The organism is Yersinia sp. 2540 StPb PI (genome assembly GCF_052217165.1).
Classification (GTDB): Bacteria; Pseudomonadota; Gammaproteobacteria; order Enterobacterales; family Enterobacteriaceae; genus Yersinia; species Yersinia enterocolitica_E.
This window is the reverse complement of record NZ_JAZGQC010000001.1, coordinates 4,313,811-4,336,003: the sequence shown is the minus strand read 5'-3', so window position 1 is coordinate 4,336,003 and position 22,193 is coordinate 4,313,811. Positions and strand designations below refer to the sequence as shown.

Genomic DNA, 22,193 nt, shown 5'->3' with positions numbered 1-22,193 from the left:
CAACGCACATGCAGCTTGAAGTATGACGGGTATAGCTATCAGTAACCGATGGCGGCACCTGCTGGGCGACGGACATCGTTAGCGCCGTACAGGTAGCCTTCACGAACTTTGCCGGAAACTGCCGAGTCATTCCCCGAGTTGGCCGGGCTGACACCCTCCACTCCGGCCAAACCCACTAGAATCAGCTCGGCTGCACCCCATGGGTTCTGTTCGACCATCTTATATCCCATGGTTTTTAGCAGATTAAGACTATCTGCGGATACGCCACGTTGTTCGTAATATACCTCATCAGGTAGCCATTGGTGATGGATGCGTGGTGCATCTACCGCCTCTTGTGGTGCCATGCCATGGTCAATGACATTGAGGGCTGTTTGCAGGGTGATGGTGATAATTCGGGAGCCACCCGGAGAGCCTAACACCATAAATGTCTTACCGTCTTTGGTCACTAATGTTGGGCTCATAGACGATAGTGGGCGCTTACCGGGGGCGATGGAGTTGGTTGCCCCCTGTACTAAACCATACAGGTTTTGCTCGCCCACTTTGACGGTGAAATCATCCATTTCATCATTCAGGAAGAAGCCAGTACCCGGGGCAATCACCACAGCACCAAAGCGGCCGTTAACCGTGTAGGTCGTGGAGACCGCATTACCTTCATTATCGACGATAGAGTAGTGGGTGGTTTCTGGTTTTTCATGGGGTTGCATCCCCGGTTGTACTTCTACCGAGGGAGTCGCTTTGTTGGCAACGATTTGCTTGCGGATATCGGCGGCGTAGCTTTTGCTCAACAGGCGATCAATCGGATTCTTAACAAACTCGGGGTCACCGAGGAAGGTATTACGGTCCATATAAGCATGGCGCATAGCTTCTGTCAGGGTATGGATGTAAGCCGCGGAATTGAAGCCCATGCTTTTCAGGTCATAGCCTTCCAGCACATTCAGAGTTTCACATAATGTCACCCCACCGGAGCTGGGTGGTGGTGAGGAAACAAATTTATAACCGCGATAACTACAGGTTATCGGTGCAGTTTCAGTGATTTTATAGTTGGCGAAATCAGCGGCTGTCAAAATACCGCCACCTTTTTTCGCCGCCGCCTCTACTGCTTGCGGTATTTTGCCCTGATAGAAGGCATCCGGCCCTTGCTCTGAGATTGCGCTAAGGGTTTCAGCCAGATCAGCCTGAACTAAACGATCCCCCGGTTGCAGTGCTTCACCATCTTTGCGCAAGAAAATACGCGCGGATTCAGGGTCTTGGCGGAAACGTTTGACGGTAGTGTCCAGAATGTCAGTATCGGCACGCGTCAGTACAAAGCCCTCACGGGCCAGTTTGATCGCCGGAGCCATCACTTGCTGGCGCGTCAATTTACCGTATTTATTCTGCGCGCTATCCATTCCCAATACCGTACCAGGGACGCCGGCTGCCAGATAACCATACAAGCTGGCATCTTTAGTGACTTTTCCCTCTTTATCTAAATACATATCGGCGCTGGCAGCCGCTGGTGCAGTTTCACGGAAGTTGATAAATGTGTCAGTTCCATCGGCAAGGTGAATGGTCATAAAACCACCCCCACCGATATTGCCACAGCATGGATTTACAACAGCCTGTGCATATCCCACCGCCACTGCGGCATCAACGGCATTGCCGCCCATTTTTAAAATATCAGTTCCCACTTGTGAAGCGAGATATTGCGAGGTCACCACCATGCCATGTTTTGCTTCCACCGCCGGTGTAGAGGCCGCATGCAGTGTACCACTGACCAGTAAAGCCAATACAGCCAAGGGTTTGTTCCATTTTTTTAACAACATTCTGACTCCTGTTAGTTCCTGCCCGCCAGGGATGACCTGATCATTTTTGTCTGGCAGCTTAAAAGCGCTGCTTATGGCGTGTGCAAAAAAACACACCAGTAATAATTAATAGCAGAATTAATGTTTATGGCTGCTAATTAATTGGCGGCGAAAGGAGAGTTTGTCAGTTGTTGTCTGGCAGATAGGTTGATTTATGCTTGAAAGGCGCCAAGATAAATAAAAATAACTTATTGAAAATAAATAAGTATTTACGAGCTTGATAAGCTGGGAATGGAAAAGATTATTATATAGACTCTGCGGCGGGTGCTTGAAGCTGTCTGCTTTGGGCATTGTTTGAACCAGTGCTGTAAGTGCCTTGGTAAAAACAGTTGTTGTCATAAAGCAGATAGGAAAAAGCCCCGTACTGAGGTTAATCAATACGAGGCTCCCTAATGCCGAACAACATTACGGTAGCTTCTTACCTGCTGAAAGGCAAGGCAAGGAGGCTGAATATGCCACAAAAATATCCCCTTCTTACTTGAAATTACAGCGTTGTTAGCTGCTCTCGTTCACCCGAATCACTTACTTATGTAAGCTCATCGGGATTTACTCGTTTGCCGCCTAGCTGCAACTCCAATTACTTTGGGGATATATCAGTATTGTTGGTATGTCGTCGTTTGGTTTTATATCAGCATAAAAAAAGCCAGTCAGGGTGAACTGACTGGCTTGATACCCCCGAGTAAATCAGGGGCGGCATAAACTGTTATTACAGTTTAGAGGCGTTTTCAGACAGGTATTTAGCTACGCCATCTGGTGATGCACCCATACCTGCTTTACCTTTCTCCCACTGAGCAGGGCAAACTTCGCCGTGTTCTTCGTGGAATTGCAGTGCATCAACAGTACGGATCATTTCGTCGATGTTACGGCCGATTGGCAGGTCGTTAACGATTTGGCTGCGAACAATACCATTTTTGTCGATCAGGAATGAACCGCGCAATGCAACGCCAGCTTCTGGGTGTTCAATGCCGTAGGCTTTCTGAATTTCACGTTTGGTATCAGCAACCATTGGGTATTTAACTTCACCAATGCCGCCTTTATCAACGGGGGTTTTACGCCATGCGTTGTGCACAAACTCAGAGTCAAAAGAAACACCAACAACTTCAACGCCACGTTTCTGGAATTCTTCGTAACGGTGGTCGAAAGCGATCAACTCTGAAGGACAAACGAAAGTGAAGTCCATTGGCCAGAAGAACAGGACGGCAGGGCGGCCGTTCAGGTGTTTTTTCAGGTTGAAGTTTTCAACGATTTCGCCGCTACCAAGAACAGCAGCTGCTGTAAAATCAGGGGCTTGACGAGTTACCAGAACCATAAATTACTCCTGTTAATAGGGATGGATTAACCAGTTGTCTTAAAAGTATCGGCACAGCATAGGTATTTAAGCGCAATGAATAAAGGGATAAATACCAATCGCTGTGATAGCTTTTACCTATCGTTACGACGTTTTTAGTTTCGTAGTCTTGCTAAGATACCCATTCTGGCAGAAAGCGCAAGTGACTTAGTAGTAATAACCATACAAATAAAGATGTTTTAAGCTAGATTTGTTGGCGTTGTGCCTGCAACATCATGGCAGGATAAAACGCCCAAAACAGTTGTTCTAACGGCTGATAGTGTTGTTCTATATCCTGAAAAGAGCCAGCAAGTGCTGCCAGTTTGGGCCGCCGATTAGCCATACCTTGTAACACATCAGCTATAAAGGGTAGTTCAGCATAGCGCTCCAGCCAACGCTCCCGCCACAGATAGGCATTAAGGTGCTGAAAGCGCGCGGGTGTCTGTGGTAGATGGGGCACAATCTGGCTTTGCGCATGCTGGATAAACCCGGGCAGCGTGTAGTCCGGCACCAGTTTATCCCAATTACGTGCCAGAAAATGATCCCACAGCACATCCAAAGTGATAGGGGCAACTCGGCGGTAATCAGCACTAAAATAGCGACGTGCTTCTTTGACCAGCGGCTGCGCGTCGGTCATGACATCAACGCGGCGATGCATCATAATCCCAGCCACAATCTCAGGGGCATATTCATCCTGTGGATTACCACGGACGAAATCTGCCAGCAGATTGCCCAGTAGGGAACTGTCAGCCAGTGTGGCTAAATGGAGGTGAGCGAGAAAATTCATCTGCAAAGTATATCCCTTCTTACTTGAAGTTGCAGCGGTGTTAGCTGCCGTCATTACGCGGTCAATTCCCTGGCCCACCTCTGCGGAGCTACTGTAAGCCGTGCTCAAATCCGCATCTGGCAGATTTGCCAACTGAATCACTGGTGGGCGTCAGCTTATCGAGATGCGTTCATTTACTGCCTGGCTGCGACGACAATTATTTTGGCTATAGCAAATGACCACCAATTGTCCTTATTTCTTGCAGCCAGCCCTTGAGGGCTCTAGACTAGCGGCCTGTTTTTGTGAACCGGCTCCAATCATACTCGTGAGCCGGGTCTGTTCTGATATCAAGTGGAAAGCTATGCGTGTTGCCGATTTTTCTTTTGAGCTGCCGGAATCTCTGATTGCCCATTATCCCCAGCCCCAGCGTAGCGGTTGCCGCTTACTGTCACTGGATGGCCCGACGGGAACGTTAACGCACGGAATTTTCACCGATTTGCTGGATAAACTGACGCCCGGCGATCTGCTGGTATTTAACAATACCCGCGTTATTCCAGCGCGCTTGTTTGGCCGTAAAGCCAGTGGCGGTAAGCTTGAAGTATTAGTAGAACGTGTTTTGGACGATCATCGTGTACTGGCCCATGTAAAAGCCTCCAAAGCACCTAAACCGGGTGCTGAGCTGCTGTTGGGCGATGACGAAAGTATTCGAGCCACGATGTTGGCACGCCATGACACCTTGTTCGAGCTGCGTTTTGACGATGAGCGGGATGTTTTTACTATCCTAAATGCCGTCGGCCATATGCCTTTGCCTCCTTATATTGACCGCCCTGATGAAGATGCTGACCGTGAATTGTACCAAACAGTCTACAGTGAGCGCCCAGGGGCAGTAGCCGCACCAACGGCCGGTTTACATTTTGATGAGCCAATGCTGGCCGCACTGCGCGAGAAAGGCATTGAGATGGCTTTCGTTACGCTACATGTCGGCGCGGGGACGTTCCAACCCGTGCGTGTAGACACCATTGAAGAGCACATCATGCATTCCGAATATGCAGAGGTACCTCAAGATGTGGTAGCTGCTGTTTTGGCTTGTAAGGCGCGTGGCAATCGTGTCGTGGCGGTTGGGACCACCTCGGTACGCTCATTGGAAAGTGCTGCTAAGGCGGCAGAGAACAGCCTGATTGCACCCTTCTTTGGTGACACCCGTATCTTTATCTACCCGGGTTATCATTATCAGGTTGTGGATGCCTTAGTGACCAACTTCCATTTACCTGAATCAACATTAATAATGTTGGTGTCTGCTTTCGCTGGGTATAAAAATACCATGAATGCATACCAGCAAGCGGTGGCAGAACAATACCGCTTTTTCAGTTACGGCGATGCGATGTTTATCAGCCGTAATCCACGGGCACCGCAAGAGACGGTTAACCCGTAAATTTTAGGTCACACATATTGTGTGATCCGGCAATAACAACATTAGACTGTTTCTCTAATGTTGTTGCTGATTAGCGATTAATGGTTAACGGAAATTTACTTTAACTTCATTAACTTACAAGCGAAATTCGGTTGGCGTTTTCACCACTTCCAGCGTCGTGTGCCAGAAATGTGACAATGCCACTGAATTTGCTTAAATGTTCACCACTCAGGTGAGCGTATTTATTTACCATTTCAAGCTTCTCCCATCCTCCCAATTCTTTCAGTACCATGATCGGCGTTCCGCTCTGAACATGCCAACTTGCCCATGTATGGCGAAGGTCATGGAACCTGAAATCTTCAATTCCTGATAGCAACATGGCCCGGTCAAAGTCGGTCCTGTTGATATATCCCTCTCTGGCCCCGTCAGCAGAAAATACAAATTCATTATCAACCGGTATTTTCCTCATGATGGCTACAGCATCATCGTTAAGCGGTAACGGCCTTGCTCTTCCAGACTTGGCATTATCCGCTGTGATGACGGCAACCCTACGGCCCAAATCAACATCCTTCCACTTCAGCGAAAGGATCTCCCCAAGTCTAGCCCCAGTAAGTAATGCGAATGAACACACATGCTTCATCCAGTCATGGCGCAGATTGTCGATAAGGCACTTAGCCTCACTCTTTTCTATCCAGCGGATCCTCACCTTCGGCTCACGCAGAGACTGAACATATGGTTGCCTGTTCAGCCACCCGCTTTTATCTGCCAGTGAGAACCCTCGCATGATGAATGATCGGTACCGGTTTCTGGTTGCGTTAGCCAGGCGCCTTCTGGTCATCAAGTTATGCGTTGGCAGATTGTCTGTTATTTCCTCGCCGGATATCGAAGAGATAACCCTCCCACCAAAAACACTAAGCCAGTAACGGGCGTATATCTGCTTAATGTGAAAGCTTGATTGTCCCTCAGCATCACGCAAAGCCAGTATTACCAAATCCTCAAATAACTTTTCTGGGCGCTTATCCAGATTTTCTACCGCCCACAACTCATGCTTTATCTTGTCGTGGAGCTGCTGAGCCTTTGCTTTTTCCTCGGTGCCAGCAGAGCGTCTAATTCTCGTTCCGTCTGGCGCTGAGACATCGATCCAGTACGTTTTACCTCTTTTGTAGATCGGCATCGTTTCTTCTCCTTACCGCCTACAACAGCCAGCCGGATAACATTGTTGTCATTTGCGGCCTGTTGTTCAAACTTTTTAAGACTGTCAGAGTTAGCCCTCCAACAAGCACCAACTTTAAACATGTGAAATTTTAGTGGATTTCTGTAAATGGTTCCGGCTGAAACCCTTATGATCGCGGCGTATTCTTTAACCTTTAGAAATTCCTCGACCTCTTGCATATGGGCCTCCTGAGAAACCCCATCACCCATTCCACTTAAACTGACCATTCAGCACGCCGATAGCGAAAAGAAGCCAAGCCAGCTTGTAGCCAAGTGGCTTTAGCTTTTCGTAGTGGCGCAGGATGATAGGGCGGGTGATGGAGTCTTTATTTGTGTTAGCCGGCAGAGCGGCGAGTGTGGTTTTAATTTCGTTGTTACAGTTTCTTGCGGTGGATTGGATCGCGTTCTGTCTCTCTTCAGGAGTCACGGCAAATCCTTATCAAAGCATCCCGTTTGAATATTCTTTCTCTATCGTCGTCTCTTTGCTGCACACTTCAATCGGACCCTTCAATATTTCACGGTTAGCTCTGCCGATGACTGAATCAGGACTTATATCTAACCCGCGCAGTGGCTTTGATTTTGCGTCGAAGTCATCAATGATTCTCTGACGCTTACCGTCAACCCTTTCTTGAAGCTCATCAAAGTGTTCATCGCAGCTATAAAACCCTCGATACTCATATGTGTCATTGCTATCAAATTCAGCCTTACACACCGCGCAAGTGTATTTATCTCTCATCAGTGAACTCCCTTCAGCGCATCACCAATCACATAGATAATCATGCACATAGAGAATAGGGTGAGAATTATCACCACTAATATCTCTGTTGATAATTTGAGTCGCTTCATGCTGCTTTACTCCCAGACAAAACATTAGGACTCAGCCACAGGCACTCAAGACGCTTAACTGAGCCTTTCCGTCCGGCTGCTGATGATTGTTTCTCTTGCTTCTGCCAGCCGGTAAGAATGTCGTTATACATATCCGTGTTGTAGCCGCTAAGCACGACCATCCCCTCAAGCTTGTTGACGGTATCGAGTAGGTTTAAATGAGCGTTATTGTCCATTTCATGGCGGTAATATCTGGATGAAATCACGCGGGTATCATGGACATATGGCGGGTCAACAAAGTGAAGCGTTGAAACTGTGTCGTGGTCTAACATGCATTGGACTGCATCACGATTCTCTACCAGGACACCTTCGAATCTCTGGCCAACTGCTGCCAAGTTTTCAGGCATCCTCGCCCAAAGGTGCTGTGCGGTTGCCGAACTGCGTTTTGTATCCAGGCGAAAACCGGTCGTTCCCTTTGTTGCGCCGGCAGAACCAAATCCCATTGTTGCCCTGATGACTAATTTCCGCGCCTTCTCGACCATCGTTTCTGCTTCGCCGTATGCATCGGTAAATTCATTGCGAGAGTAGGGGGTAAGAATCAATGACTCTATGAGGCATTCACGCAATGTCATATCGCGCAGAACGACAAAGAGATTAACCACGTCGCCATCCAAATCGTTATAGACCTCTGCATAGCTTCGCTCTTTCCTCAGCAATACAGACGCCGCGCCTCCGAACGGTTCTACATAATGCGTATGGGCTGGGAAGTGACTGATAACCCAGGGTGCCAATCTGAACTTTCCGCCGTGGTAACGTATTGCCGGATGCTTAATCTCACTCATGCCGCCTCTCTTAACGCTTTCAGATGCGGCGCATTAGCCTGGAAAACTGCTTCAGCGAAACCGCGAGGTGTGGCGCTTCGAATGTTCTTCACACGCTCTGACTTACCGCCCAGCTTTAGATGCTGAGTTGAATAACCTTCAGGCACTGGAACTGGCAACTTATCCGGCATCACAAATCCCCCCCCTGCCCATAAACAGGTTTTCTTTGGATATGCATCGCGTGGAGCGATGTAGTCTGGATAGGTTGGGTGAACATCATGTTCTGGCAGATAACCGCCGTAATCACTTGGATTGAAAATGAAATTAGGCTTTCCAAATATGCCACTGAAAACACTTACTGGATTTTCGAAGAACCACGGTGCTCCAGTTATTTCACCAATCATTCGGCATTGTTCCGCAACAAGTGCGGCCTTAGCCTGAAAATGAGTATCCGCATTGCGTTTCTTTTCGAAGTGAGCGGCACCACTTACAGCAACATCAGTGCACGGTGGGAAGCCGGCAACAAACACAACGTCCTCATTCCTGATAACATTACCCAATGCGCTGGCTGCTGTCAGAACTGTGTCTGGCCACTTTCGCATTCCCGCTTGGTTACTTTTCTCAATGTGCTGCGGGTCAATTAAAATTGCATCATACCCAGCCGCTACCCACGGTCCTGCCATAATTCCTGTCAGGTCGCACAGGCAAATAATCGTTCCTCTACTCATGCCGCCTCCATTATCTTTCTCACTTTCGCTTTCACTGACTTCACTGTTTTAACTGGCGTTGGCGGGACAACTTGCTGCGGTACCGGTCTCTTTGATTTATCGCCGGTTCGTAGTCGCTGCTTTATTTTCATGCCCCACAGGTAGCAGTCTTTGTGGTCACGTCCGTCATCCGGCGCGCGGCCAATAGTCAGAATTAGTTCGCTTATATCGTCCATCAGGCCACCTCCGCCATTCCGAATGGGATCATGCTCAACAGCACATAACCCGGCTTAAACTCGCTTATATCAGCAACGTGAGTAATTTCTCTTACGACAAAAGCGCCAGTGAAATGCCCTGAGTTCCATTCATTGAGCTCAAGCAAATCTCCCACTTGGAAGTTGCGGTCATTCAGCCGGATTTCAGCGGTCTTCACTCCCTGACGAACGGGCGCAAAGAATTCCGGCCTGATTTTCAGGTCGTGAGTTTTCATAGGGAATCTCCAGGTTATTTAGATGAAGTCCGTTTCCCTTTGATTGCTTTCTCGCAATCTGTCCATACGGTTTTAGCGAAGTGTTGACGGGGTATGCTGAGGACGTAGCGGCGTTGTTCACCGTTAGGACCGATTGGCTCGTTGAGCCACTTTTCGAATGAGTCGCTCATATTGAACTCCAGATAGTGAAATCCGTTTACTGAGAGTTCCGTGGTGGGGTTAAAACGAGTTACCGATACACTTCGCTGCACATGAGCACAACGTCTGGCCTGCGCTCTTTAATCAGCGTTGATATTTGCAAACATTCGGATTGAGTAGGGTAGATGTCTTCTGTGACTGGTAGGGCCTTGCAACTATCGTTAAAGCAGGAAGTAATGAGAAGAACAAAGCCGATTAGCATTAGTCCTCCGCTGGCTTGGCTTCAAGTGCGGTATCTGCATCAGCGAGCACTTTTTTTAGCCTCTCACATTCGCTGTCTCTTCGACCTTCCCATGCCTCACAATATTTAGTTATTGATTGATACGCTTCATCCCTGAGGTCCTGAATTAGTTCTATTGGAACTATTGTGAAGCCAGTAGGGATTGAAACGGGTTTCGCCTGGTTTGAATACCTAAACGAGTGTCCGAGGTGCTGAAGATGCTTCCCTTTGCAGCACTGCCCTATACCGTTAGTATGGAATCCATCTTTCACTGCATCTGCCATAGATGCATAATGAGTTTCTTTTCCCGTTTTCAAATTAGTTGCAATAACAGGCCTTACTATATTTCCTAGGGTATATAGGCTGTGATTTACATTAGCTGACCTGGTTACCCACTCAAGATTTTCAGCCCTATTATCTGTTTTATCTCCATTTATATGATTAACTTCCGTTCCATTTATCTCGCAGAAGCAGGTAGCAACCAATCTATGGACTGACTTTCCCTTCCCTTTCCCGTTTTTCGATAAGGTGACATAGTGATAACCGCCTCCAGCAAAGCTTTTAGTCATCACCTTTCCAGTTCTTACTGATTTTACATTCCCTTTATTTGACACGACATATGCTCCATCAAATCCAGGTATATCAGCCCACAACTCCCGATGTGAATTATCGGGATTACCTAACTGCTCTTTACTCAGCATCTGCATTCCCCTCTACCAGCTCAATTGAACGTGGAGCGCCATGGTTTGGATGAAACCCAAGAAATTTTTCAGCATGTTTTCTAGCCTCAATGGCTTCATTTATATTTTCGAAACTGCCAAGATGCTTCAGTTTATTATTTACCCTTATGCTTGCGACCCATTTATTTCTTGATTTTCTCCAGCTTACACCCATTGCTCCGCTGCTATTTTTGGGTGGCATACTTAGGTTTCGATGGTTTTGTAGATCGGTAACCAGCCTTAAATTTTCAATCTTATTGTTTAATCGGTTATGGTCGATGTGGTCTATTTGCATCCCGTAACTAATTTCACCATTAAGCATTTCCCATATGACCCTATGCGCTAGGCGTCTTTTTCCAAAAAATCATCAACTGCTGGTAACCATGACTGCCAATTGACCCAGCATTGGCACCAATTTTTGTTCTGTTTGATAGTTTTACTTTCCATCGTAACAATCCTTCATCTGGGTCATAGGTGAAATAGTCATTCCATTTAATGGGTAGTTTATTACCGCTCATTCCTACCACTCCTTAGACTGGAAATTATCTCGTTTGCCGCTGATAACGCTGCTTCTGCTTTCTCAAGTTGAGATTTGATTTCTTGCAGATTTTCATATCTTCCAGCGGCGATTTTCTTCCACACTTTCAAGGCGTCACGCTCTTTCTGTGCCGCTTCCAGTTGGGCTATCAGTGCACGTTCACTAGGTCTGTCATTCCAGTCGGCGGCAGCATCCTTTTCACTGCGATACCATCCAATACCTACGGGGCCATTGAGGAAATCAGTCAGGCAGGCTGAGCACTCAACTAGAAAGCTTCCATTACTTGTTAATAAATGAGCTTTACCACCACAGAATGGGCAGGGCTTCAACTCTTCGATGTTATTCATCAGTTGTTCCTTATGGGCAGCATCGTGGTGAGCCGCCGCAGTAATAAAGGCGACCATCAAAATTAACCTCGCCCCACTCTCCGCAGACGCATTCTGCATATTCGACTTCCTCGGCCCGTTTTTTAGCACGGTTCTGGCTGGCAGATGGCTTGCGGTGTATCCAGACGTGAGGATAGTTGGCGCCAAATACCAACCAACCACGATTTGATATGCGTTGAGCGTCGTTAGTGAACATGCCAAGCAGCCGCTTTGCTTCACGATTTGATTTCATGTTCACCCCTCAGGCTGGCGGCGAACTTAGTTGCCAGCGTAATAAATCGGTGAGCGATTCTTTTTCTGGTTTTACCAAGGGAGTCAATATCAGTGATGCTTTCCATTTCCGCCGCAAACTCATCCACACCCTGAGCCTTTATCTCGTTAAGCGCCTGAGTGGTGGCAGGGGTTTCGACTTCAGGGAGCAAGGCGTAGTCGCAGATTTCATCAATGGATTTATCACAGCTATCCTCTTCAGTACGCTTGCGAAGTCCGGTCTGAGTTGAGCGTTCAATTACTACACCCCACACAACCTGATCAACCTCATCAGACCAGCCGTCGCAAGCATCACCACGGTGATAATCAATATCAGCTTCAGCCGCTTCTTGTGCTTTCTCTGCTGTTGAGTGTTCTTCATAACCAGAATCAACCCCGTAGCTGAAGTATGTTTTGCCCGACCTCAGCGCCGCACTCTCAGCAACCAACTGTTGCACCCGCGCAATAGTGTCACCTGCTACCGCGCCGGTAATACCCAAAGCCTCAGCAATCAGTGAACAAGCATTGAGTGCCGCATCGCGCTCAGCTTTTAACGTTTCATAATCAGTATTTTCAGACATAACTGTTTCCTCAGCAGATTGACTGCCGGTAATGGGGTGGGGGATTAGGCTGCCGAAAGCAGTCGCAGGCATTCTTGGCGCCGTGCCAACAACTCTTCCTGAGTCGAGCAGAACGGAGTAGGGTTGGCTGGCATATGCTCTGGCTTGAGTCGGTATATAATTCCTTTAGCTGAAAGCTCTTTAGCCTCCCAGTGCTCTTCCGTGAGCAAGTGGCGCATGTTAAGCACATACGTCAGGGGAATGTGTACCGATACCGTTTCGAATCCCTCACCCAATCCCTTGTAGAATGAGTCCTTATAATTCAACGTACACCCGCCAGTTGCACCACCAGACAAACGCCCACGCCCCACGCTGCCAATTGACCGGTGGAATGAGGTTATGTATGCATCTGGATGGGCGCGGAGGCAGGCCAGTATTTGTTCTGGCTGCATGGTGGTTACCTGCTGTGGCTATTGGTCAGAAGGGGATGTCATCATCGAAGTCCATTGGTGGTTCGCTGCTTTGGTGTGCCGCCTGCTGTTGCCCCTGTGCATGTTGCTGACCCCATTGCTGATTTTGCGGCGTTGAACTCTTCCCTGATTCTTGCTGCTGCGGCTTTCCCTGCTTATTGCCAGCTTCGATAAACCCTAACCTGGCATTGTTCAATTCAAGGGTGATGGACTGTCCGTTTTGACCATCGTAAGCATCGACTTTGATGCTTTCCCCGAACACCTCAACGATAGCGCCCTCCATGAGCACCTCCCTGTAAAACTCCGCTTGTTTGCCTTCCTTGGCAAAAATCACAGCCTGGTAGTTGGTGAATTCGTTTTTCTGCGACTTCCTGTCGTAGTAGCGAACCCCGCCACGGATTCCAAATCCTATGGAATCACCAGCGGCAAACTCCCTTGCCGGTTTCTGTAGCTTGATAGTTATTGTGTGTCCCATTACGCCGCCTTCTTAGGTTTGAGTTCTGAACCGCGATGCTTATACACTTCGACGCACTTCTCCTGGTGCGCAGCAGAGCCGGCCAGCGCATTCCATGCTGGCGTGTAAATCCCCTGTAGTTCATCCAGTGACTGACAGTTGCTTGCCTGTGAGGTGAAATCAGCAAGTATTTGGTCTGGAGTTCGGGGGGCTGGGTGATGAATTTCAGCATCAGGGTCGGCCGCAGTTTCTTCGGTTGGGATACAGAACGCCTGAAACGCGGCGTATTTGTATGCTATAGACATTGCCTTATTAGTGGCCTTGTCCCCGCTATCCATCGCTTCACCAAAGGTCACAACCGTGTGAATGCTGCCATCTTCAACGCTTACAAAATCAAACTCAGCTTTAACCACAACATAAAAAAGAACGCCGCCTTTCTGAGTAACCCTTTCCGAAACCGTTCGCTCAGTTATACGGGGTAAAATAACCAGCCCATTACGCACCAGTGAGGGAGATAGCGCGTTATACACAGCGTCAATACCTCGAAACTGAAAACCTTGCTGAGCGTTCCGGCTGTCCTTGGCGATACCAATCTCTGACAAATCCTTTGCCACGGCTGCAATTGCTTTATAAACAGCGGTCATCACGTGCCTCCTGAATTCTTTGTTGCTGCTGACTTGTGCGATGATCTGCATTGGCTTCTATCTGTGCCATTTCATCCGTGAATCTCGGGTCCGCTATCAGTCGAGTCCATGCAACTGATTCGAGTGCTGCGTAAAATCGCTCGTCCTGCGTCATGCGGCCTCCTGAAGCTCAATTGATACCGATGCATCCATTTGGTAAATACGCCGCTTGGCGGCTGCGCAGGTGAGGTAATTAGCTGCTGAACGCCTACTCCCAGCTTTGCGGCAAGACTTCGCGCAAACCAGCCAGTGGTTATGCCACCACCTGAGTTCCTTTTTGGTCATAACAACCTCCGGTAATAAAGGCTGAATACCATTTCGAATAAATCGTCATCGTGCTTATCAATGGCGAGGGCAGCCATAAGTTGTAGCGCTCTGGCAATATTCATGGCTCACCTCGCTGGTTTAATATCTCAACAAGCCGCTTAGCTGCGTTCTTAGCATTGCGGAATATACGGTCGAGCAAAGTCTCAGAGCATCCCGATGCGGGATACCCAGATAGGCACATGTTCATTATGAATTCCTGTAATATTCACCGTGATGCTTTTTAGCGAATTCGCAGTAAGCATTACTGGCATCATTTATATTTGTAAAACTACCGAGTTGAGTTTTCTTTCCATTTATTTTTACTCGCGTTATCCATCTTTTTTTACGCTCACACCATCTAACTCCTTTAAACCCAGTTGAGTTCAAAGAGCTTATTTTGCTATTCATGGAGTTCTGCGAATATGTTGCAAGCCTAAGGTTGGATATCCTATTATCTGTTTTTATTCCATTTTTGTGGTCTATGAGCTCTTGAGGGTCTTCATTATTGACAATGAACCAGGCTAAACGATGCGCCGCAATTACCTGTCTATTTACTGTTATTCTTATGTATCCATTATTATTAAACCCAGCCACTTCACCTTTTCTTTTTCTTGTAGTGTTCGTCTTGTGGCTAAATAATCCACTCTCATGGTTGTATGAAAGCAATTCGTTAAGTTCTTCAATTGAAATAATGTCAGATATTAATTTCCTCTTCATCCAACCCTCCTGTAATTACTTTGATTTGAATTAGTAGGTAATTCGAATTACCACCAAGCCGGTGTTTTCGTCTGCCATGCTAATTTCCTTGTGTTTAGCCCACAGCAAAACACCGACAGTTGTCAGTTATTTACTCTGGGGATTGATGGGGGGGGGGAGTTACTCGGTTACTGTTGCGATGTAGCCGCTTTACCTTCGAACTTAGTACCGCAGAATGGGCAGTAATTCATGGATACGCTGCTATCACCATTAGTGAGACGCTGCTCTAACTCGCCGTTCTTCTTACGCTTATAGAAGCGGAAGGTGTACGGCAGCCTGACGCTACAAAAATCACCCTCAGCAAAAACCAGAGCGCTATGCGCAAAGCCGCTTTCTGCAACCTCGGCCACGTCATTACCCCGACGCTCCAAGATATGCACTTTCATTTTCGCGCTAACTTCATCAAAACATTTACATGCCATACATCACCTCATCTAGTGGTCTTATTGCTGCCACCGGTTAAGTGGCAGGGGTAAGGTCACTAATTTGGCTCGCGTGGTGTGTGGTTATAGCGGTGCCAGCCGTCTGTAAGCTCAAAGGTCGAGTAGTGTTCGCGACGCTCTGCAAATCCAAGCTCAACTGCTAAGGCGTGTAACTCATGACGGCGCTTAATTTGCGCCATGCCAATCCAGTCAGCATCAGCCTTTCGCTTCTGGCATTGCCTTGGTGTTGAGTCACGATAATCAATTGCGCCTATCTTGCTGCTACGCTTCATGTCAGTTTTCATCTCACGCAGTATTCTCAGCATTGAGTCAATTCGCTGTTCATCAAGTGAACTCATCATTCATTCCTCATTTACCCGCCAATAAAAAAGGCCGCGTTATGCGACCTCGTTAATCTTCTTCATATTCACCCACCAACTGACTTAATTCAGCTTGCATAGGCTTCTTCCAGTTCAGTATTTGCCCCGTTTCAATATCGATATCAAGCTCGAGATAATCGCCGTAGTGGTTTCCAGGGAAGCAATCAGGGACATATTCACTTTCTAATGTTCGAATAACTTTCCCATCAGCATCAATCACATCGGCGGTAAATGTATCTCTCACTTTGATGCACGTCTTGATTCGCTTAACATCAATATCGACCTTTATGCCTAATTCAGTTTTCATTCTCTTACCCCTTAACTATGTGGTGGGCTTCTATAACTATTCTTTAATTTTTATTTCTTTCAAAATCAGAGAAATATCTGGTGGTGAGTCATGAATGAGTTGCTGAAGAAAATCTTCAACGTCATGGTCTTTTACGTCATCAGCTATAAGGCGAAGCACTAGCTCAAGTGTTGATTTAATCGTTCGATAATAATGAGCTGCTGCAAGCTCTGTAGGTGAGAAATCCCTTGCCCCGATACTTGAACACAAAGTTTCCATTTTATGGTTGTGCTTATATGCTTTGATTATCAGGTTGATATCTGAATCGTTTATTTGATTTTTAAACTTCTGGTTGTCATCAAAATACACTCTGCCGATAGACTGCTCACCAAGAATTACGGTCATAATAATTTCCCTCCTAAATTAAATACTGCTAGCCCACAATATGAGTTGCTTCTTTACGGTTGTTACGGAATCCTGCTGCAAACTTAGCTACTTCAGGCAAACACAATCCGCCCTCAATTACCGGTTTGCGCTTGAACTCATATTCGAAGAGATACGAAGCGCGAATAATTTGCATCTTGTACGCCTTAACTCGACCAAACGCTGCTCTGGCAATCATCCGTAGCGGGGCAGGTGAGTAACCAGCGCGTCTAACGGGTGATGTGGAATAAGCGTCAACCTGATACTTGCGACCAACTGACATAGGGTTAGCGCTGGCATATGCCTGTTGCTTTGCTTTACGTTGTGCATCACGACGGCTGCGGCAATTTTCTTTGATAGTGTGCGGCTTAATCATGTTGTTCTCCTGAAGTAGCTTTGGTGGTGAACACAGCCGGGTGACTAAATCCGGTCGCTACCGCAAAGTGCCATCTGTCACAGGCATCTTCTGCATTCACCCCAAACCTATCTCGTTTGGTTATTTGCACTTTTCAGCGCTCGATTGAGTTTTAACTTCCTGTCTTACTTTTGGCGTCCTGCCGTGTTGATGGACTTAATTTAATACTATAGTTGTATTGTCGTCAACAACTATGGTTGTAATTAAGTTGTAATTGGTTTTATTTGGTTGTTTTTAAAGTGAATTTAATTTGAAAATAATTCAGACGTGACCCTTCGCACCTGGCTATCAGGCGTGAAAAGTGTGAGGTGAGTAGTGTTTAAAGCGGATAGGGTGGTGAGAGTGTCAGATTACAGGCACAAAAAACCCGGCAGCGGGGCCGGGTTTCTAAGCGACAGCATTTTACTTGATATAATATTTTGACAAAACTGCAATCAAAACAGCTACAACAAGAGATCCAATAATTTTCCAAGTTTGGTTATTAAGTTCTTTATGTAACTCAGTTTTCACTGATTGGATGTCTTCTTTTGAAGCTAGTTTATCTTTGATGATGGCCACGTCAGTTACGAGAGTGGCGACTTTGGTTTCTAAATCTTTTACTCTTTCAAGCATGTCATCACCTCCTCCATTTCCGCTACCATGTTGACGATTATCGCCCATATCCTGATTATCTGCAATGACAGGGGCTCTGGTTATGATGTTGACAGCTTCAACCATCAGTGCGCTCCCTGCGTTTTAGATACAAAAAAATAACACTCAGCTGAATGCAATATTTTCTCATTTTCCATTTGGTCTGGGGAGGAATATATGGAACAAACCACCTTATGCGCGCCTTCATTTTTAACATTCAATCCAAGAAGAGCCATGCTTTCTATGCTCACATAATCGTCAGCTGAAGGGGATGCGGCAACTAACGGTTCAGCCGATAACTTGTCTTTGGTGTCATTCATAATACTAATGTCTTCATGGAGGACATCTACAACAATTTTATATGTTTTATAGGATCTTATGAATAACCCAAAAATTATTCCAAGATTAATTCTTCCAGGAATATTTGAGACTTTAATCCAAGGTTCTGGTTGCCTAACCACCCTGGCTGGATCACCCTCTCTGATTTCGTGGGTGTAAATAAATGATATTTTTTCCATAACCAGACCTTTATTTATATTTGCTAAATATCCATGGGCTAGCAGTGGGTTAGGGCTACCAAGCCATTACCGACCAGTTAATAACTCGACCGATAATTTCAACCGAGCCAAGATCAGCTTCTTCATCAGGAAACTCATCTTTGTTGTAACTTCGGATGCTTAACTTGTTACCTGGTAAGCGATAGAGGATTTTTAAGCGACAAAGTCCATCCTGACAGATGCCATAAATGCCTCCATCAACAATCTTTTTATTTCCAGTATCAATTGTTACTGTTGTCTTTTCTGGCATGACAGGAAGCATGCTGTTGCCATGTATAGGGAATGAAACTACGTTTTCTTTTTGAGCCCCATAGCGACGCAACGTCGCCTTTGAAAAGCGCAAAAGAAAAGCATTATGGTCATCGCCATTTTCTTTCCCGTGCCCAGCAGCAAGTTCTATATCTTTATAAAACCTAATGTAAACCTCGTCATCTGGCAGTGGGGTATCGCTATCCCACGCATCAACACTTCCCCATTCAGATTCAGGGGGGATAGAAGAGTCAGATCTATATGGCTTTGCGTTGCTATCTAAATTATTTGCTTCGCCAGATAACCACTGAGGATCTACATTCAGGGCATTAGCCAGCGCAACGAGGTAGCCAGTCTTTTCGACCTTGCCCGCTTCAATTTTCTGAATCGCCGCCTGTGTAACTCCAGCACGCTCACCAAGCTGTACTTGAGTTAGTTTTGCGGCCTTCCTCGCCTTCTTCAATCGTTCTGCTAGTTCCATTTTCATCTCGCGAAAATACAACCGTAGTAATCACGCGTCAAACAACCATTTGCTTGCAATAAAACAACTATGGTTATATATTTATCTCTAATTACAACGGAGGTAGTTTTATGAACCAAATTATTAAAACCGCTATCGCCATTGTTGGTACTCAAAAGGAACTAGCAAGAGCGTGCGGAGTAAGCCAGTCAGCCGTTCAGAAGTGGCTGCACAACAAGGCAAAAGTAGCGCCTGAAAACGTTGATGCATTAGTTAAAGCAACTGGTGGTGCTATTGAGGACTATCAGATTCGACCTGACTTGCCACACCTGTTTAAACACCCAGAACAAGCAGCTTAACAAACAACTTAGTAACCGAACGACCCGGTATACGGTCGGGTGCCCGGCGTGGTCAAGGTTGACTGTCAATGGTGCGCAAAAAATAACACTACCAAAGTGACAAGCTCACAGCTTTGTCACGTAACAACATCTAACAAGGGAAGAGTACGCAATGGAAAGTGCACAGAAACGCACTAACGCAATTGAATTGGAAGTACAGGTTATGAATGGCATCAGCAGCAAGGGCCAACTGGAAGCCGCTAGGCACGTAGGTGTTGACCGGTGCCAGATAAGCCGCTGGATATCAGGCAAGGACAGCATGTTGAGCAAGTTCTGCCGGTTGCTGGAGTTTGCTGAGATTGAGAAGCCTGAAAACATTCTGGCAATAGCAGGGAATGAAGCAAGGGAGATAGCAACGACACTTCGAATGATGCGGTTGTTGATTAACCCGCAAAAGCAAAAATCCCCGCGGCAAGGCAGGGATTCAGCAGAACAGATAACACTTAACTTCTGAGGTAATAATAATGCAAAACACTGGATCAGTAAACAGTAAGGAGTCACCACCAAAATTTAAGGTTGGTGACGTGTTCGATACTGTTTATCCGTTTAAGAAAGTTAATTCCTATTACGGCGAATACAGCGGTGAAATGGAAATTATTTGGATTGGAGGCTGCCATAAGCACGAAGAGCAGGATGATGAAGCTCGGTACGCTAATTATTACATAGCTGATGCTGAAGGCCGCCGTGTTCTCAATGTCCTTGGTGTGGTTGATATGCCGGGTAAATGGTTGCGAAGAATTTTATATACCTGCGACATGATTAACCCTGATGGAAAAACAAAAAAAGGCAAAAAAATCCACGTCGTTACTGAATCTCGTTTCAGTGATATGTGCCGTGGCTACTTCACTGAATACGAGGTGGAGGCCAAATGAATACAGCGACAATCTTATTATTTCCCGAGCAAATACAGGGGGAACTCAGGAGCAACAGGATGGAGAACCAGAAGCTTGGTTATGTCCCGTTGTACCGAAGCATCAAGAAGAAACCTTGGCACAAAGATGTTTTCCTGCGGACTCTCTGGGAGGACCTGTTATTGGGTGCTCAAAGAAAGCCCCGTACGGTTAATTTCAAAGGTCACCAATGGAATCTTCAAGCCGGTCAACTGGTCACGACAGCGGCTGATTTAGGGCTATCTCTGTGCGATAGAGAAGGTAAGCCAACAAGCCGTGATGCGGTGGGCAGGATGCTCTCCTTTTTCGTCAAAGAAGGGATGATTGCAACGGGTGGAGAGAAGCGAAAAGGGACGGTAATCACCATCCTAAATTACGCTGAATATGCCGAAAAAATAGACAATTTACCCGCACATAATGCCGCACTTAAACCCGCACATGGTGAAGCCAGTAACGGCGCGGCTTTAGAGGGTGGTGCCGCACATAACGCCGCACTTAAACCCGCACATCATGAACAAGAAGGTAATAACAATAATATAAAACCCTTTACGTCAGAGAATTCTAACGAATCCCCTGACTCCCCACCTAAGAAGCTTCCTGTGGTTCGTCCTGATGCTGCAATCCAAAGTGGTAAAAATTGGGGAACTGCTGATGACCTTAGAGCGGCTGAGTGGATGTTCAGCGCCGTACTGATGATTGCTCCCGATGCTAAAAAGCCGTCTTTTGCTGGCTGGGCCAATAGCATCCGACTGATGCGGGAAAGGGATGGCAGGAATCACCGAGATATGTGTGTGCTCTTCAAGTGGGCCACTCAGGATAGTTTCTGGTGTGGCAATGTGCTTTGCCCGTCAACGCTACGCGAGAAGTGGGACAAGCTGGACATCAAGCGCAAGAAGCAGCAATCAGGCACCGCCACTGGTAAGCCTGTTATTGATTTTGATAACACTGACTGGATAAACGGGGTATCGGTATGAGAAATGTCGTCACAGCCATCCAGAACCGTGATGGTCAATCATTGCAGCAGATGTACGCCGCTGATAAGCCAAAGCAGCAGGTGCCAGAGCAGGCCGCGGATATATTCAACGAGCTATTTCGCCAGTTGAAGGCTGCATTTCCAGCGCTGATGACTAGCATCAAAGACCAACGCGACCTGAACGAGCTACGTCGCCAGTGGGTGTTGGCATTCATAGAAAACGGCATTACCAACATGGATCAAGTTGATGTCGGTATGAAGATTGCTCGTCAGCAGTCCACGCCGTTCCTCCCGTCACCTGGTCAATTCATTGCATGGTGTAAGCAGGGTGCCACCCGCGCCGCTGGGCTGCCCGATGCAGATGATCTTTACGACATGGTGATGGACTATGCCAAGCGTCGTGACATGTTCAGCAGTGCCGAAGCATTCCCTTGGCCCAGCAATCCGGCCTACTGGATGGTCACAAAGCTTTACTCACAACAGCGAGTGCAGGGGTTATCTGAGCAGGATTTACGGAAACGCTGCGGGAAAGAGCTGGCTGACATGTCGAAACGCATTGAGTCTGGTGAGCCGATCCCCGCGCCGGTAGTGCAAATTCCTAAACTTCACATCCCGGTCAGCAACGAGAAGGCACTGGATCACATTGCCGAGCTGCGCGCCAAGCTGAACATGACGAGGAAATCATGATGGACATAACTAAATCGCAGTCTGACTTTGAAGCTTGGTGGAACGCTCCAGAACAAGCTGAATTGAGAAGCAGTTGCGCAATGGGGTGGGGCTTTAGAATCTGGAAATCTGCGCGCGAAAGCATTTCGGTGGAGTTACCTGAATTGCCAGTTCTAGGGTCTAACGCTGATTGGTATCAAGGGTTTGCTGAGGCCGCAAAATGCATGAGGTCAGCCTGTTCAAAATCAATCAGGGCTGCCGGTATTCGAATCAAGGGTGATTGAAAGTCTTAAAGAGGAAATTATATGCATAGCGTAGATACTACAAAAATGACCGACTGCTATCAATGCAACGGTATTAAAAAGACGGTACACACAGATAGCGACATCGATAATGTTTTTTATGATGGTGATGCAGTCGTTTGTCGTTCATGCGGTGGATTTGGGGTTATCAGAATCAACTTTGATGATAATGCAGATATTGAATGGGATTATCAATAAATCAA

38 protein-coding genes are annotated in these 22,193 nt (G+C 46.8%); 8 read left to right on the top strand and 30 right to left on the bottom strand.

The annotated features are described in order from the left end of the window. Positions 1 to 38: 38 nt before the first annotated feature. The 3 genes from ggt to V1956_RS20400 all read right to left on the bottom strand — a co-directional run bounded on the left by ggt (position 39) and on the right by V1956_RS20400 (position 3,955). Positions 39 to 1,802: a gamma-glutamyltransferase gene (gene ggt / locus V1956_RS20410; RefSeq protein ID WP_442825602.1), complete on the bottom strand. Its 1,764-nt coding sequence runs from the start codon at positions 1,800 to 1,802 to the stop codon at positions 39 to 41. Between the two features lie 745 nt (positions 1,803 to 2,547). Next, complete coding sequence (locus V1956_RS20405; protein WP_372558180.1) at positions 2,548 to 3,150, bottom strand: peroxiredoxin C; 603 nt, start codon at positions 3,148 to 3,150, stop codon at positions 2,548 to 2,550. 223 nt (positions 3,151 to 3,373) lie between these two features. Further along, positions 3,374 to 3,955, bottom strand: a complete 582-nt coding sequence (locus tag V1956_RS20400) for an acyl carrier protein phosphodiesterase (RefSeq protein ID WP_372559838.1) — start codon at positions 3,953 to 3,955, stop codon at positions 3,374 to 3,376. A gap of 340 nt (positions 3,956 to 4,295) precedes the next feature. Here V1956_RS20400 and queA point away from each other — a divergent pair, with 340 nt between their 5' ends. Next, complete coding sequence (gene queA / locus V1956_RS20395; RefSeq protein WP_420072183.1) at positions 4,296 to 5,366, top strand: tRNA preQ1(34) S-adenosylmethionine ribosyltransferase-isomerase QueA; 1,071 nt, start codon at positions 4,296 to 4,298, stop codon at positions 5,364 to 5,366. 109 nt (positions 5,367 to 5,475) lie between these two features. Here the strand turns inward: queA and V1956_RS20390 are convergent, their stop codons facing one another. From V1956_RS20390 to V1956_RS20260, 27 genes are all read right to left on the bottom strand, one after another. Next, positions 5,476 to 6,519, bottom strand: coding sequence for a tyrosine-type recombinase/integrase (locus tag V1956_RS20390; protein ID WP_442825601.1), 1,044 nt, complete (start codon positions 6,517 to 6,519; stop codon positions 5,476 to 5,478). Positions 6,520 to 6,759: 240 nt separating this feature from the next. Next, positions 6,760 to 6,984 (bottom strand): hypothetical protein, encoded by a 225-nt coding sequence (locus V1956_RS20385; RefSeq protein ID WP_442825600.1) that lies wholly within the window; start codon positions 6,982 to 6,984, stop codon positions 6,760 to 6,762. 12 nt (positions 6,985 to 6,996) lie between these two features. Beyond that, on the bottom strand, positions 6,997 to 7,293 hold the full coding sequence (locus tag V1956_RS20380) for a hypothetical protein (protein WP_442825599.1): 297 nt from the start codon (positions 7,291 to 7,293) through the stop codon (positions 6,997 to 6,999). A gap of 106 nt (positions 7,294 to 7,399) precedes the next feature. Next, complete coding sequence (locus V1956_RS20375; protein WP_442825333.1) at positions 7,400 to 8,224, bottom strand: DNA adenine methylase; 825 nt, start codon at positions 8,222 to 8,224, stop codon at positions 7,400 to 7,402. Continuing rightward, on the bottom strand, positions 8,221 to 8,931 hold the full coding sequence (locus V1956_RS20370; protein ID WP_442825332.1) for a dcm methylase: 711 nt from the start codon (positions 8,929 to 8,931) through the stop codon (positions 8,221 to 8,223). The genes V1956_RS20375 and V1956_RS20370 overlap by 4 nt, the downstream gene beginning before the upstream one ends. Further along, positions 8,928 to 9,146 carry a hypothetical protein gene (locus V1956_RS20365; RefSeq protein ID WP_442825598.1) on the bottom strand — a complete coding sequence of 73 codons (219 nt, stop codon included), beginning with the start codon at positions 9,144 to 9,146 and terminating at the stop codon, positions 8,928 to 8,930. Before V1956_RS20365 ends, V1956_RS20370 begins: the two co-directional genes overlap by 4 nt. Next, positions 9,146 to 9,400: a DUF3850 domain-containing protein gene (locus V1956_RS20360; protein WP_057631432.1), complete on the bottom strand. Its 255-nt coding sequence runs from the start codon at positions 9,398 to 9,400 to the stop codon at positions 9,146 to 9,148. The genes V1956_RS20365 and V1956_RS20360 overlap by 1 nt, the downstream gene beginning before the upstream one ends. Positions 9,401 to 9,414: 14 nt before the next feature. After that, on the bottom strand, positions 9,415 to 9,570 hold the full coding sequence (locus V1956_RS20355; protein WP_155412594.1) for a hypothetical protein: 156 nt from the start codon (positions 9,568 to 9,570) through the stop codon (positions 9,415 to 9,417). 229 nt (positions 9,571 to 9,799) lie between these two features. Then, on the bottom strand, positions 9,800 to 10,519 hold the full coding sequence (locus V1956_RS20350) for an NUMOD4 motif-containing HNH endonuclease (protein ID WP_442825597.1): 720 nt from the start codon (positions 10,517 to 10,519) through the stop codon (positions 9,800 to 9,802). Continuing rightward, positions 10,509 to 10,859, bottom strand: coding sequence for an HNH endonuclease (locus tag V1956_RS20345; RefSeq protein ID WP_442825596.1), 351 nt, complete (start codon positions 10,857 to 10,859; stop codon positions 10,509 to 10,511). The genes V1956_RS20350 and V1956_RS20345 overlap by 11 nt, the downstream gene beginning before the upstream one ends. 13 nt (positions 10,860 to 10,872) lie before the next feature. Next, complete coding sequence (locus tag V1956_RS20340; protein WP_442825595.1) at positions 10,873 to 11,055, bottom strand: hypothetical protein; 183 nt, start codon at positions 11,053 to 11,055, stop codon at positions 10,873 to 10,875. Beyond that, entirely contained in the window at positions 11,045 to 11,422 is a 378-nt protein-coding gene (locus V1956_RS20335; RefSeq protein WP_442825594.1) for a Lar family restriction alleviation protein, read from the bottom strand. The genes V1956_RS20340 and V1956_RS20335 overlap by 11 nt, the downstream gene beginning before the upstream one ends. 10 nt (positions 11,423 to 11,432) lie before the next feature. Then, the gene (locus V1956_RS20330) at positions 11,433 to 11,693 is read right to left on the bottom strand and encodes a hypothetical protein (protein WP_442825593.1); all 261 of its coding nucleotides are present in this window, start codon (positions 11,691 to 11,693) and stop codon (positions 11,433 to 11,435) included. Further along, entirely contained in the window at positions 11,677 to 12,291 is a 615-nt protein-coding gene (locus V1956_RS20325) for a hypothetical protein (protein ID WP_442825592.1), read from the bottom strand. The genes V1956_RS20330 and V1956_RS20325 overlap by 17 nt, the downstream gene beginning before the upstream one ends. Positions 12,292 to 12,335: 44 nt before the next feature. Then, a complete protein-coding gene (locus V1956_RS20320; RefSeq protein ID WP_442825591.1) occupies positions 12,336 to 12,722 on the bottom strand; it encodes a hypothetical protein in 387 nt (128 codons plus the stop codon). 25 nt (positions 12,723 to 12,747) lie between these two features. Next, complete coding sequence (locus V1956_RS20315) at positions 12,748 to 13,215, bottom strand: hypothetical protein (protein ID WP_442825590.1); 468 nt, start codon at positions 13,213 to 13,215, stop codon at positions 12,748 to 12,750. Further along, a complete protein-coding gene (locus V1956_RS20310; protein ID WP_442825589.1) occupies positions 13,215 to 13,838 on the bottom strand; it encodes an ERF family protein in 624 nt (207 codons plus the stop codon). Before V1956_RS20310 ends, V1956_RS20315 begins: the two co-directional genes overlap by 1 nt. 424 nt (positions 13,839 to 14,262) lie before the next feature. Next, on the bottom strand, positions 14,263 to 14,385 hold the full coding sequence (locus V1956_RS20305; RefSeq protein ID WP_442825836.1) for a protease FtsH-inhibitory lysogeny factor CIII: 123 nt from the start codon (positions 14,383 to 14,385) through the stop codon (positions 14,263 to 14,265). A gap of 5 nt (positions 14,386 to 14,390) precedes the next feature. Beyond that, entirely contained in the window at positions 14,391 to 14,900 is a 510-nt protein-coding gene (locus V1956_RS20300; RefSeq protein ID WP_442825588.1) for an HNH endonuclease, read from the bottom strand. Positions 14,901 to 15,067: 167 nt separating this feature from the next. After that, positions 15,068 to 15,361, bottom strand: a complete 294-nt coding sequence (locus V1956_RS20295) for a hypothetical protein (protein ID WP_442825587.1) — start codon at positions 15,359 to 15,361, stop codon at positions 15,068 to 15,070. Positions 15,362 to 15,420: 59 nt separating this feature from the next. Beyond that, a complete protein-coding gene (locus V1956_RS20290; RefSeq protein ID WP_442825325.1) occupies positions 15,421 to 15,723 on the bottom strand; it encodes a regulator in 303 nt (100 codons plus the stop codon). A 49-nt stretch (positions 15,724 to 15,772) separates the two neighbouring features. Then, positions 15,773 to 16,048 (bottom strand): hypothetical protein, encoded by a 276-nt coding sequence (locus V1956_RS20285; protein WP_442825324.1) that lies wholly within the window; start codon positions 16,046 to 16,048, stop codon positions 15,773 to 15,775. 36 nt (positions 16,049 to 16,084) lie between these two features. Next, positions 16,085 to 16,432, bottom strand: a complete 348-nt coding sequence (locus V1956_RS20280) for a hypothetical protein (RefSeq protein ID WP_442825586.1) — start codon at positions 16,430 to 16,432, stop codon at positions 16,085 to 16,087. 28 nt (positions 16,433 to 16,460) lie between these two features. Continuing rightward, the gene (locus V1956_RS20275; RefSeq protein WP_442825585.1) at positions 16,461 to 16,826 is read right to left on the bottom strand and encodes a hypothetical protein; all 366 of its coding nucleotides are present in this window, start codon (positions 16,824 to 16,826) and stop codon (positions 16,461 to 16,463) included. A 441-nt stretch (positions 16,827 to 17,267) separates the two neighbouring features. Next, positions 17,268 to 17,582 carry a hypothetical protein gene (locus V1956_RS20270; protein WP_240442743.1) on the bottom strand — a complete coding sequence of 105 codons (315 nt, stop codon included), beginning with the start codon at positions 17,580 to 17,582 and terminating at the stop codon, positions 17,268 to 17,270. Further along, positions 17,582 to 18,013 (bottom strand): hypothetical protein, encoded by a 432-nt coding sequence (locus V1956_RS20265; protein ID WP_442825322.1) that lies wholly within the window; start codon positions 18,011 to 18,013, stop codon positions 17,582 to 17,584. The genes V1956_RS20270 and V1956_RS20265 overlap by 1 nt, the downstream gene beginning before the upstream one ends. Before the next feature lie 55 nt (positions 18,014 to 18,068). Further along, the gene (locus V1956_RS20260; RefSeq protein WP_186371971.1) at positions 18,069 to 18,788 is read right to left on the bottom strand and encodes an XRE family transcriptional regulator; all 720 of its coding nucleotides are present in this window, start codon (positions 18,786 to 18,788) and stop codon (positions 18,069 to 18,071) included. A 104-nt stretch (positions 18,789 to 18,892) separates the two neighbouring features. On the opposite strand from V1956_RS20260, the gene V1956_RS20255 reads away from it, so the two are divergent. The 7 genes from V1956_RS20255 to V1956_RS20225 all read left to right on the top strand — a co-directional run bounded on the left by V1956_RS20255 (position 18,893) and on the right by V1956_RS20225 (position 22,188). After that, entirely contained in the window at positions 18,893 to 19,120 is a 228-nt protein-coding gene (locus V1956_RS20255; protein WP_050322422.1) for a transcriptional regulator, read from the top strand. Between the two features lie 151 nt (positions 19,121 to 19,271). Next, entirely contained in the window at positions 19,272 to 19,613 is a 342-nt protein-coding gene (locus tag V1956_RS20250) for a CII family transcriptional regulator (RefSeq protein ID WP_442825584.1), read from the top strand. A gap of 10 nt (positions 19,614 to 19,623) precedes the next feature. After that, the gene (locus V1956_RS20245; protein ID WP_442825583.1) at positions 19,624 to 20,031 is read left to right on the top strand and encodes a hypothetical protein; all 408 of its coding nucleotides are present in this window, start codon (positions 19,624 to 19,626) and stop codon (positions 20,029 to 20,031) included. A gap of 59 nt (positions 20,032 to 20,090) precedes the next feature. Continuing rightward, positions 20,091 to 21,023 (top strand): replication protein, encoded by a 933-nt coding sequence (locus V1956_RS20240; protein ID WP_442825582.1) that lies wholly within the window; start codon positions 20,091 to 20,093, stop codon positions 21,021 to 21,023. Continuing rightward, on the top strand, positions 21,020 to 21,709 hold the full coding sequence (locus V1956_RS20235) for a replication protein P (RefSeq protein WP_442825581.1): 690 nt from the start codon (positions 21,020 to 21,022) through the stop codon (positions 21,707 to 21,709). Before V1956_RS20240 ends, V1956_RS20235 begins: the two co-directional genes overlap by 4 nt. Beyond that, the gene (locus V1956_RS20230) at positions 21,706 to 21,972 is read left to right on the top strand and encodes a hypothetical protein (RefSeq protein ID WP_442825580.1); all 267 of its coding nucleotides are present in this window, start codon (positions 21,706 to 21,708) and stop codon (positions 21,970 to 21,972) included. Before V1956_RS20235 ends, V1956_RS20230 begins: the two co-directional genes overlap by 4 nt. A gap of 21 nt (positions 21,973 to 21,993) precedes the next feature. Beyond that, positions 21,994 to 22,188 carry a hypothetical protein gene (locus tag V1956_RS20225; RefSeq protein ID WP_420072425.1) on the top strand — a complete coding sequence of 65 codons (195 nt, stop codon included), beginning with the start codon at positions 21,994 to 21,996 and terminating at the stop codon, positions 22,186 to 22,188. Positions 22,189 to 22,193 lie beyond the last annotated feature (5 nt).

What these genes read in the sequence shown, in the direction of transcription:
- ggt (WP_442825602.1), bottom strand. Translation starts at nt 1,802, where the DNA reads ATGTTGTTAAAAAAATGGAACAAACCCTTGGCTGTATTGGCTTTACTG.
- V1956_RS20405 (WP_372558180.1), bottom strand. Translation starts at nt 3,150, where the DNA reads ATGGTTCTGGTAACTCGTCAAGCCCCTGATTTTACAGCAGCTGCTGTT.
- V1956_RS20400 (WP_372559838.1), bottom strand. Translation starts at nt 3,955, where the DNA reads ATGAATTTTCTCGCTCACCTCCATTTAGCCACACTGGCTGACAGTTCC.
- queA (WP_420072183.1), top strand. Translation starts at nt 4,296, where the DNA reads ATGCGTGTTGCCGATTTTTCTTTTGAGCTGCCGGAATCTCTGATTGCC.
- V1956_RS20390 (WP_442825601.1), bottom strand. Translation starts at nt 6,519, where the DNA reads ATGCCGATCTACAAAAGAGGTAAAACGTACTGGATCGATGTCTCAGCG.
- V1956_RS20380 (WP_442825599.1), bottom strand. Translation starts at nt 7,293, where the DNA reads ATGAGAGATAAATACACTTGCGCGGTGTGTAAGGCTGAATTTGATAGC.
- V1956_RS20375 (WP_442825333.1), bottom strand. Translation starts at nt 8,224, where the DNA reads ATGAGTGAGATTAAGCATCCGGCAATACGTTACCACGGCGGAAAGTTC.
- V1956_RS20370 (WP_442825332.1), bottom strand. Translation starts at nt 8,931, where the DNA reads ATGAGTAGAGGAACGATTATTTGCCTGTGCGACCTGACAGGAATTATG.
- V1956_RS20365 (WP_442825598.1), bottom strand. Translation starts at nt 9,146, where the DNA reads ATGGACGATATAAGCGAACTAATTCTGACTATTGGCCGCGCGCCGGAT.
- V1956_RS20360 (WP_057631432.1), bottom strand. Translation starts at nt 9,400, where the DNA reads ATGAAAACTCACGACCTGAAAATCAGGCCGGAATTCTTTGCGCCCGTT.
- V1956_RS20355 (WP_155412594.1), bottom strand. Translation starts at nt 9,570, where the DNA reads ATGAGCGACTCATTCGAAAAGTGGCTCAACGAGCCAATCGGTCCTAAC.
- V1956_RS20350 (WP_442825597.1), bottom strand. Translation starts at nt 10,519, where the DNA reads ATGCTGAGTAAAGAGCAGTTAGGTAATCCCGATAATTCACATCGGGAG.
- V1956_RS20345 (WP_442825596.1), bottom strand. Translation starts at nt 10,859, where the DNA reads ATGCTTAATGGTGAAATTAGTTACGGGATGCAAATAGACCACATCGAC.
- V1956_RS20340 (WP_442825595.1), bottom strand. Translation starts at nt 11,055, where the DNA reads ATGAGCGGTAATAAACTACCCATTAAATGGAATGACTATTTCACCTAT.
- V1956_RS20335 (WP_442825594.1), bottom strand. Translation starts at nt 11,422, where the DNA reads ATGAATAACATCGAAGAGTTGAAGCCCTGCCCATTCTGTGGTGGTAAA.
- V1956_RS20330 (WP_442825593.1), bottom strand. Translation starts at nt 11,693, where the DNA reads ATGAAATCAAATCGTGAAGCAAAGCGGCTGCTTGGCATGTTCACTAAC.
- V1956_RS20325 (WP_442825592.1), bottom strand. Translation starts at nt 12,291, where the DNA reads ATGTCTGAAAATACTGATTATGAAACGTTAAAAGCTGAGCGCGATGCG.
- V1956_RS20320 (WP_442825591.1), bottom strand. Translation starts at nt 12,722, where the DNA reads ATGCAGCCAGAACAAATACTGGCCTGCCTCCGCGCCCATCCAGATGCA.
- V1956_RS20315 (WP_442825590.1), bottom strand. Translation starts at nt 13,215, where the DNA reads ATGGGACACACAATAACTATCAAGCTACAGAAACCGGCAAGGGAGTTT.
- V1956_RS20310 (WP_442825589.1), bottom strand. Translation starts at nt 13,838, where the DNA reads ATGACCGCTGTTTATAAAGCAATTGCAGCCGTGGCAAAGGATTTGTCA.
- V1956_RS20305 (WP_442825836.1), bottom strand. Translation starts at nt 14,385, where the DNA reads ATGTGCCTATCTGGGTATCCCGCATCGGGATGCTCTGAGACTTTGCTC.
- V1956_RS20300 (WP_442825588.1), bottom strand. Translation starts at nt 14,900, where the DNA reads ATGAAGAGGAAATTAATATCTGACATTATTTCAATTGAAGAACTTAAC.
- V1956_RS20295 (WP_442825587.1), bottom strand. Translation starts at nt 15,361, where the DNA reads ATGGCATGTAAATGTTTTGATGAAGTTAGCGCGAAAATGAAAGTGCAT.
- V1956_RS20290 (WP_442825325.1), bottom strand. Translation starts at nt 15,723, where the DNA reads ATGATGAGTTCACTTGATGAACAGCGAATTGACTCAATGCTGAGAATA.
- V1956_RS20285 (WP_442825324.1), bottom strand. Translation starts at nt 16,048, where the DNA reads ATGAAAACTGAATTAGGCATAAAGGTCGATATTGATGTTAAGCGAATC.
- V1956_RS20280 (WP_442825586.1), bottom strand. Translation starts at nt 16,432, where the DNA reads ATGACCGTAATTCTTGGTGAGCAGTCTATCGGCAGAGTGTATTTTGAT.
- V1956_RS20275 (WP_442825585.1), bottom strand. Translation starts at nt 16,826, where the DNA reads ATGATTAAGCCGCACACTATCAAAGAAAATTGCCGCAGCCGTCGTGAT.
- V1956_RS20270 (WP_240442743.1), bottom strand. Translation starts at nt 17,582, where the DNA reads ATGGTTGAAGCTGTCAACATCATAACCAGAGCCCCTGTCATTGCAGAT.
- V1956_RS20265 (WP_442825322.1), bottom strand. Translation starts at nt 18,013, where the DNA reads ATGGAAAAAATATCATTTATTTACACCCACGAAATCAGAGAGGGTGAT.
- V1956_RS20260 (WP_186371971.1), bottom strand. Translation starts at nt 18,788, where the DNA reads ATGAAAATGGAACTAGCAGAACGATTGAAGAAGGCGAGGAAGGCCGCA.
- V1956_RS20255 (WP_050322422.1), top strand. Translation starts at nt 18,893, where the DNA reads ATGAACCAAATTATTAAAACCGCTATCGCCATTGTTGGTACTCAAAAG.
- V1956_RS20250 (WP_442825584.1), top strand. Translation starts at nt 19,272, where the DNA reads ATGGAAAGTGCACAGAAACGCACTAACGCAATTGAATTGGAAGTACAG.
- V1956_RS20245 (WP_442825583.1), top strand. Translation starts at nt 19,624, where the DNA reads ATGCAAAACACTGGATCAGTAAACAGTAAGGAGTCACCACCAAAATTT.
- V1956_RS20240 (WP_442825582.1), top strand. Translation starts at nt 20,091, where the DNA reads ATGGAGAACCAGAAGCTTGGTTATGTCCCGTTGTACCGAAGCATCAAG.
- V1956_RS20235 (WP_442825581.1), top strand. Translation starts at nt 21,020, where the DNA reads ATGAGAAATGTCGTCACAGCCATCCAGAACCGTGATGGTCAATCATTG.
- V1956_RS20230 (WP_442825580.1), top strand. Translation starts at nt 21,706, where the DNA reads ATGATGGACATAACTAAATCGCAGTCTGACTTTGAAGCTTGGTGGAAC.
- V1956_RS20225 (WP_420072425.1), top strand. Translation starts at nt 21,994, where the DNA reads ATGCATAGCGTAGATACTACAAAAATGACCGACTGCTATCAATGCAAC.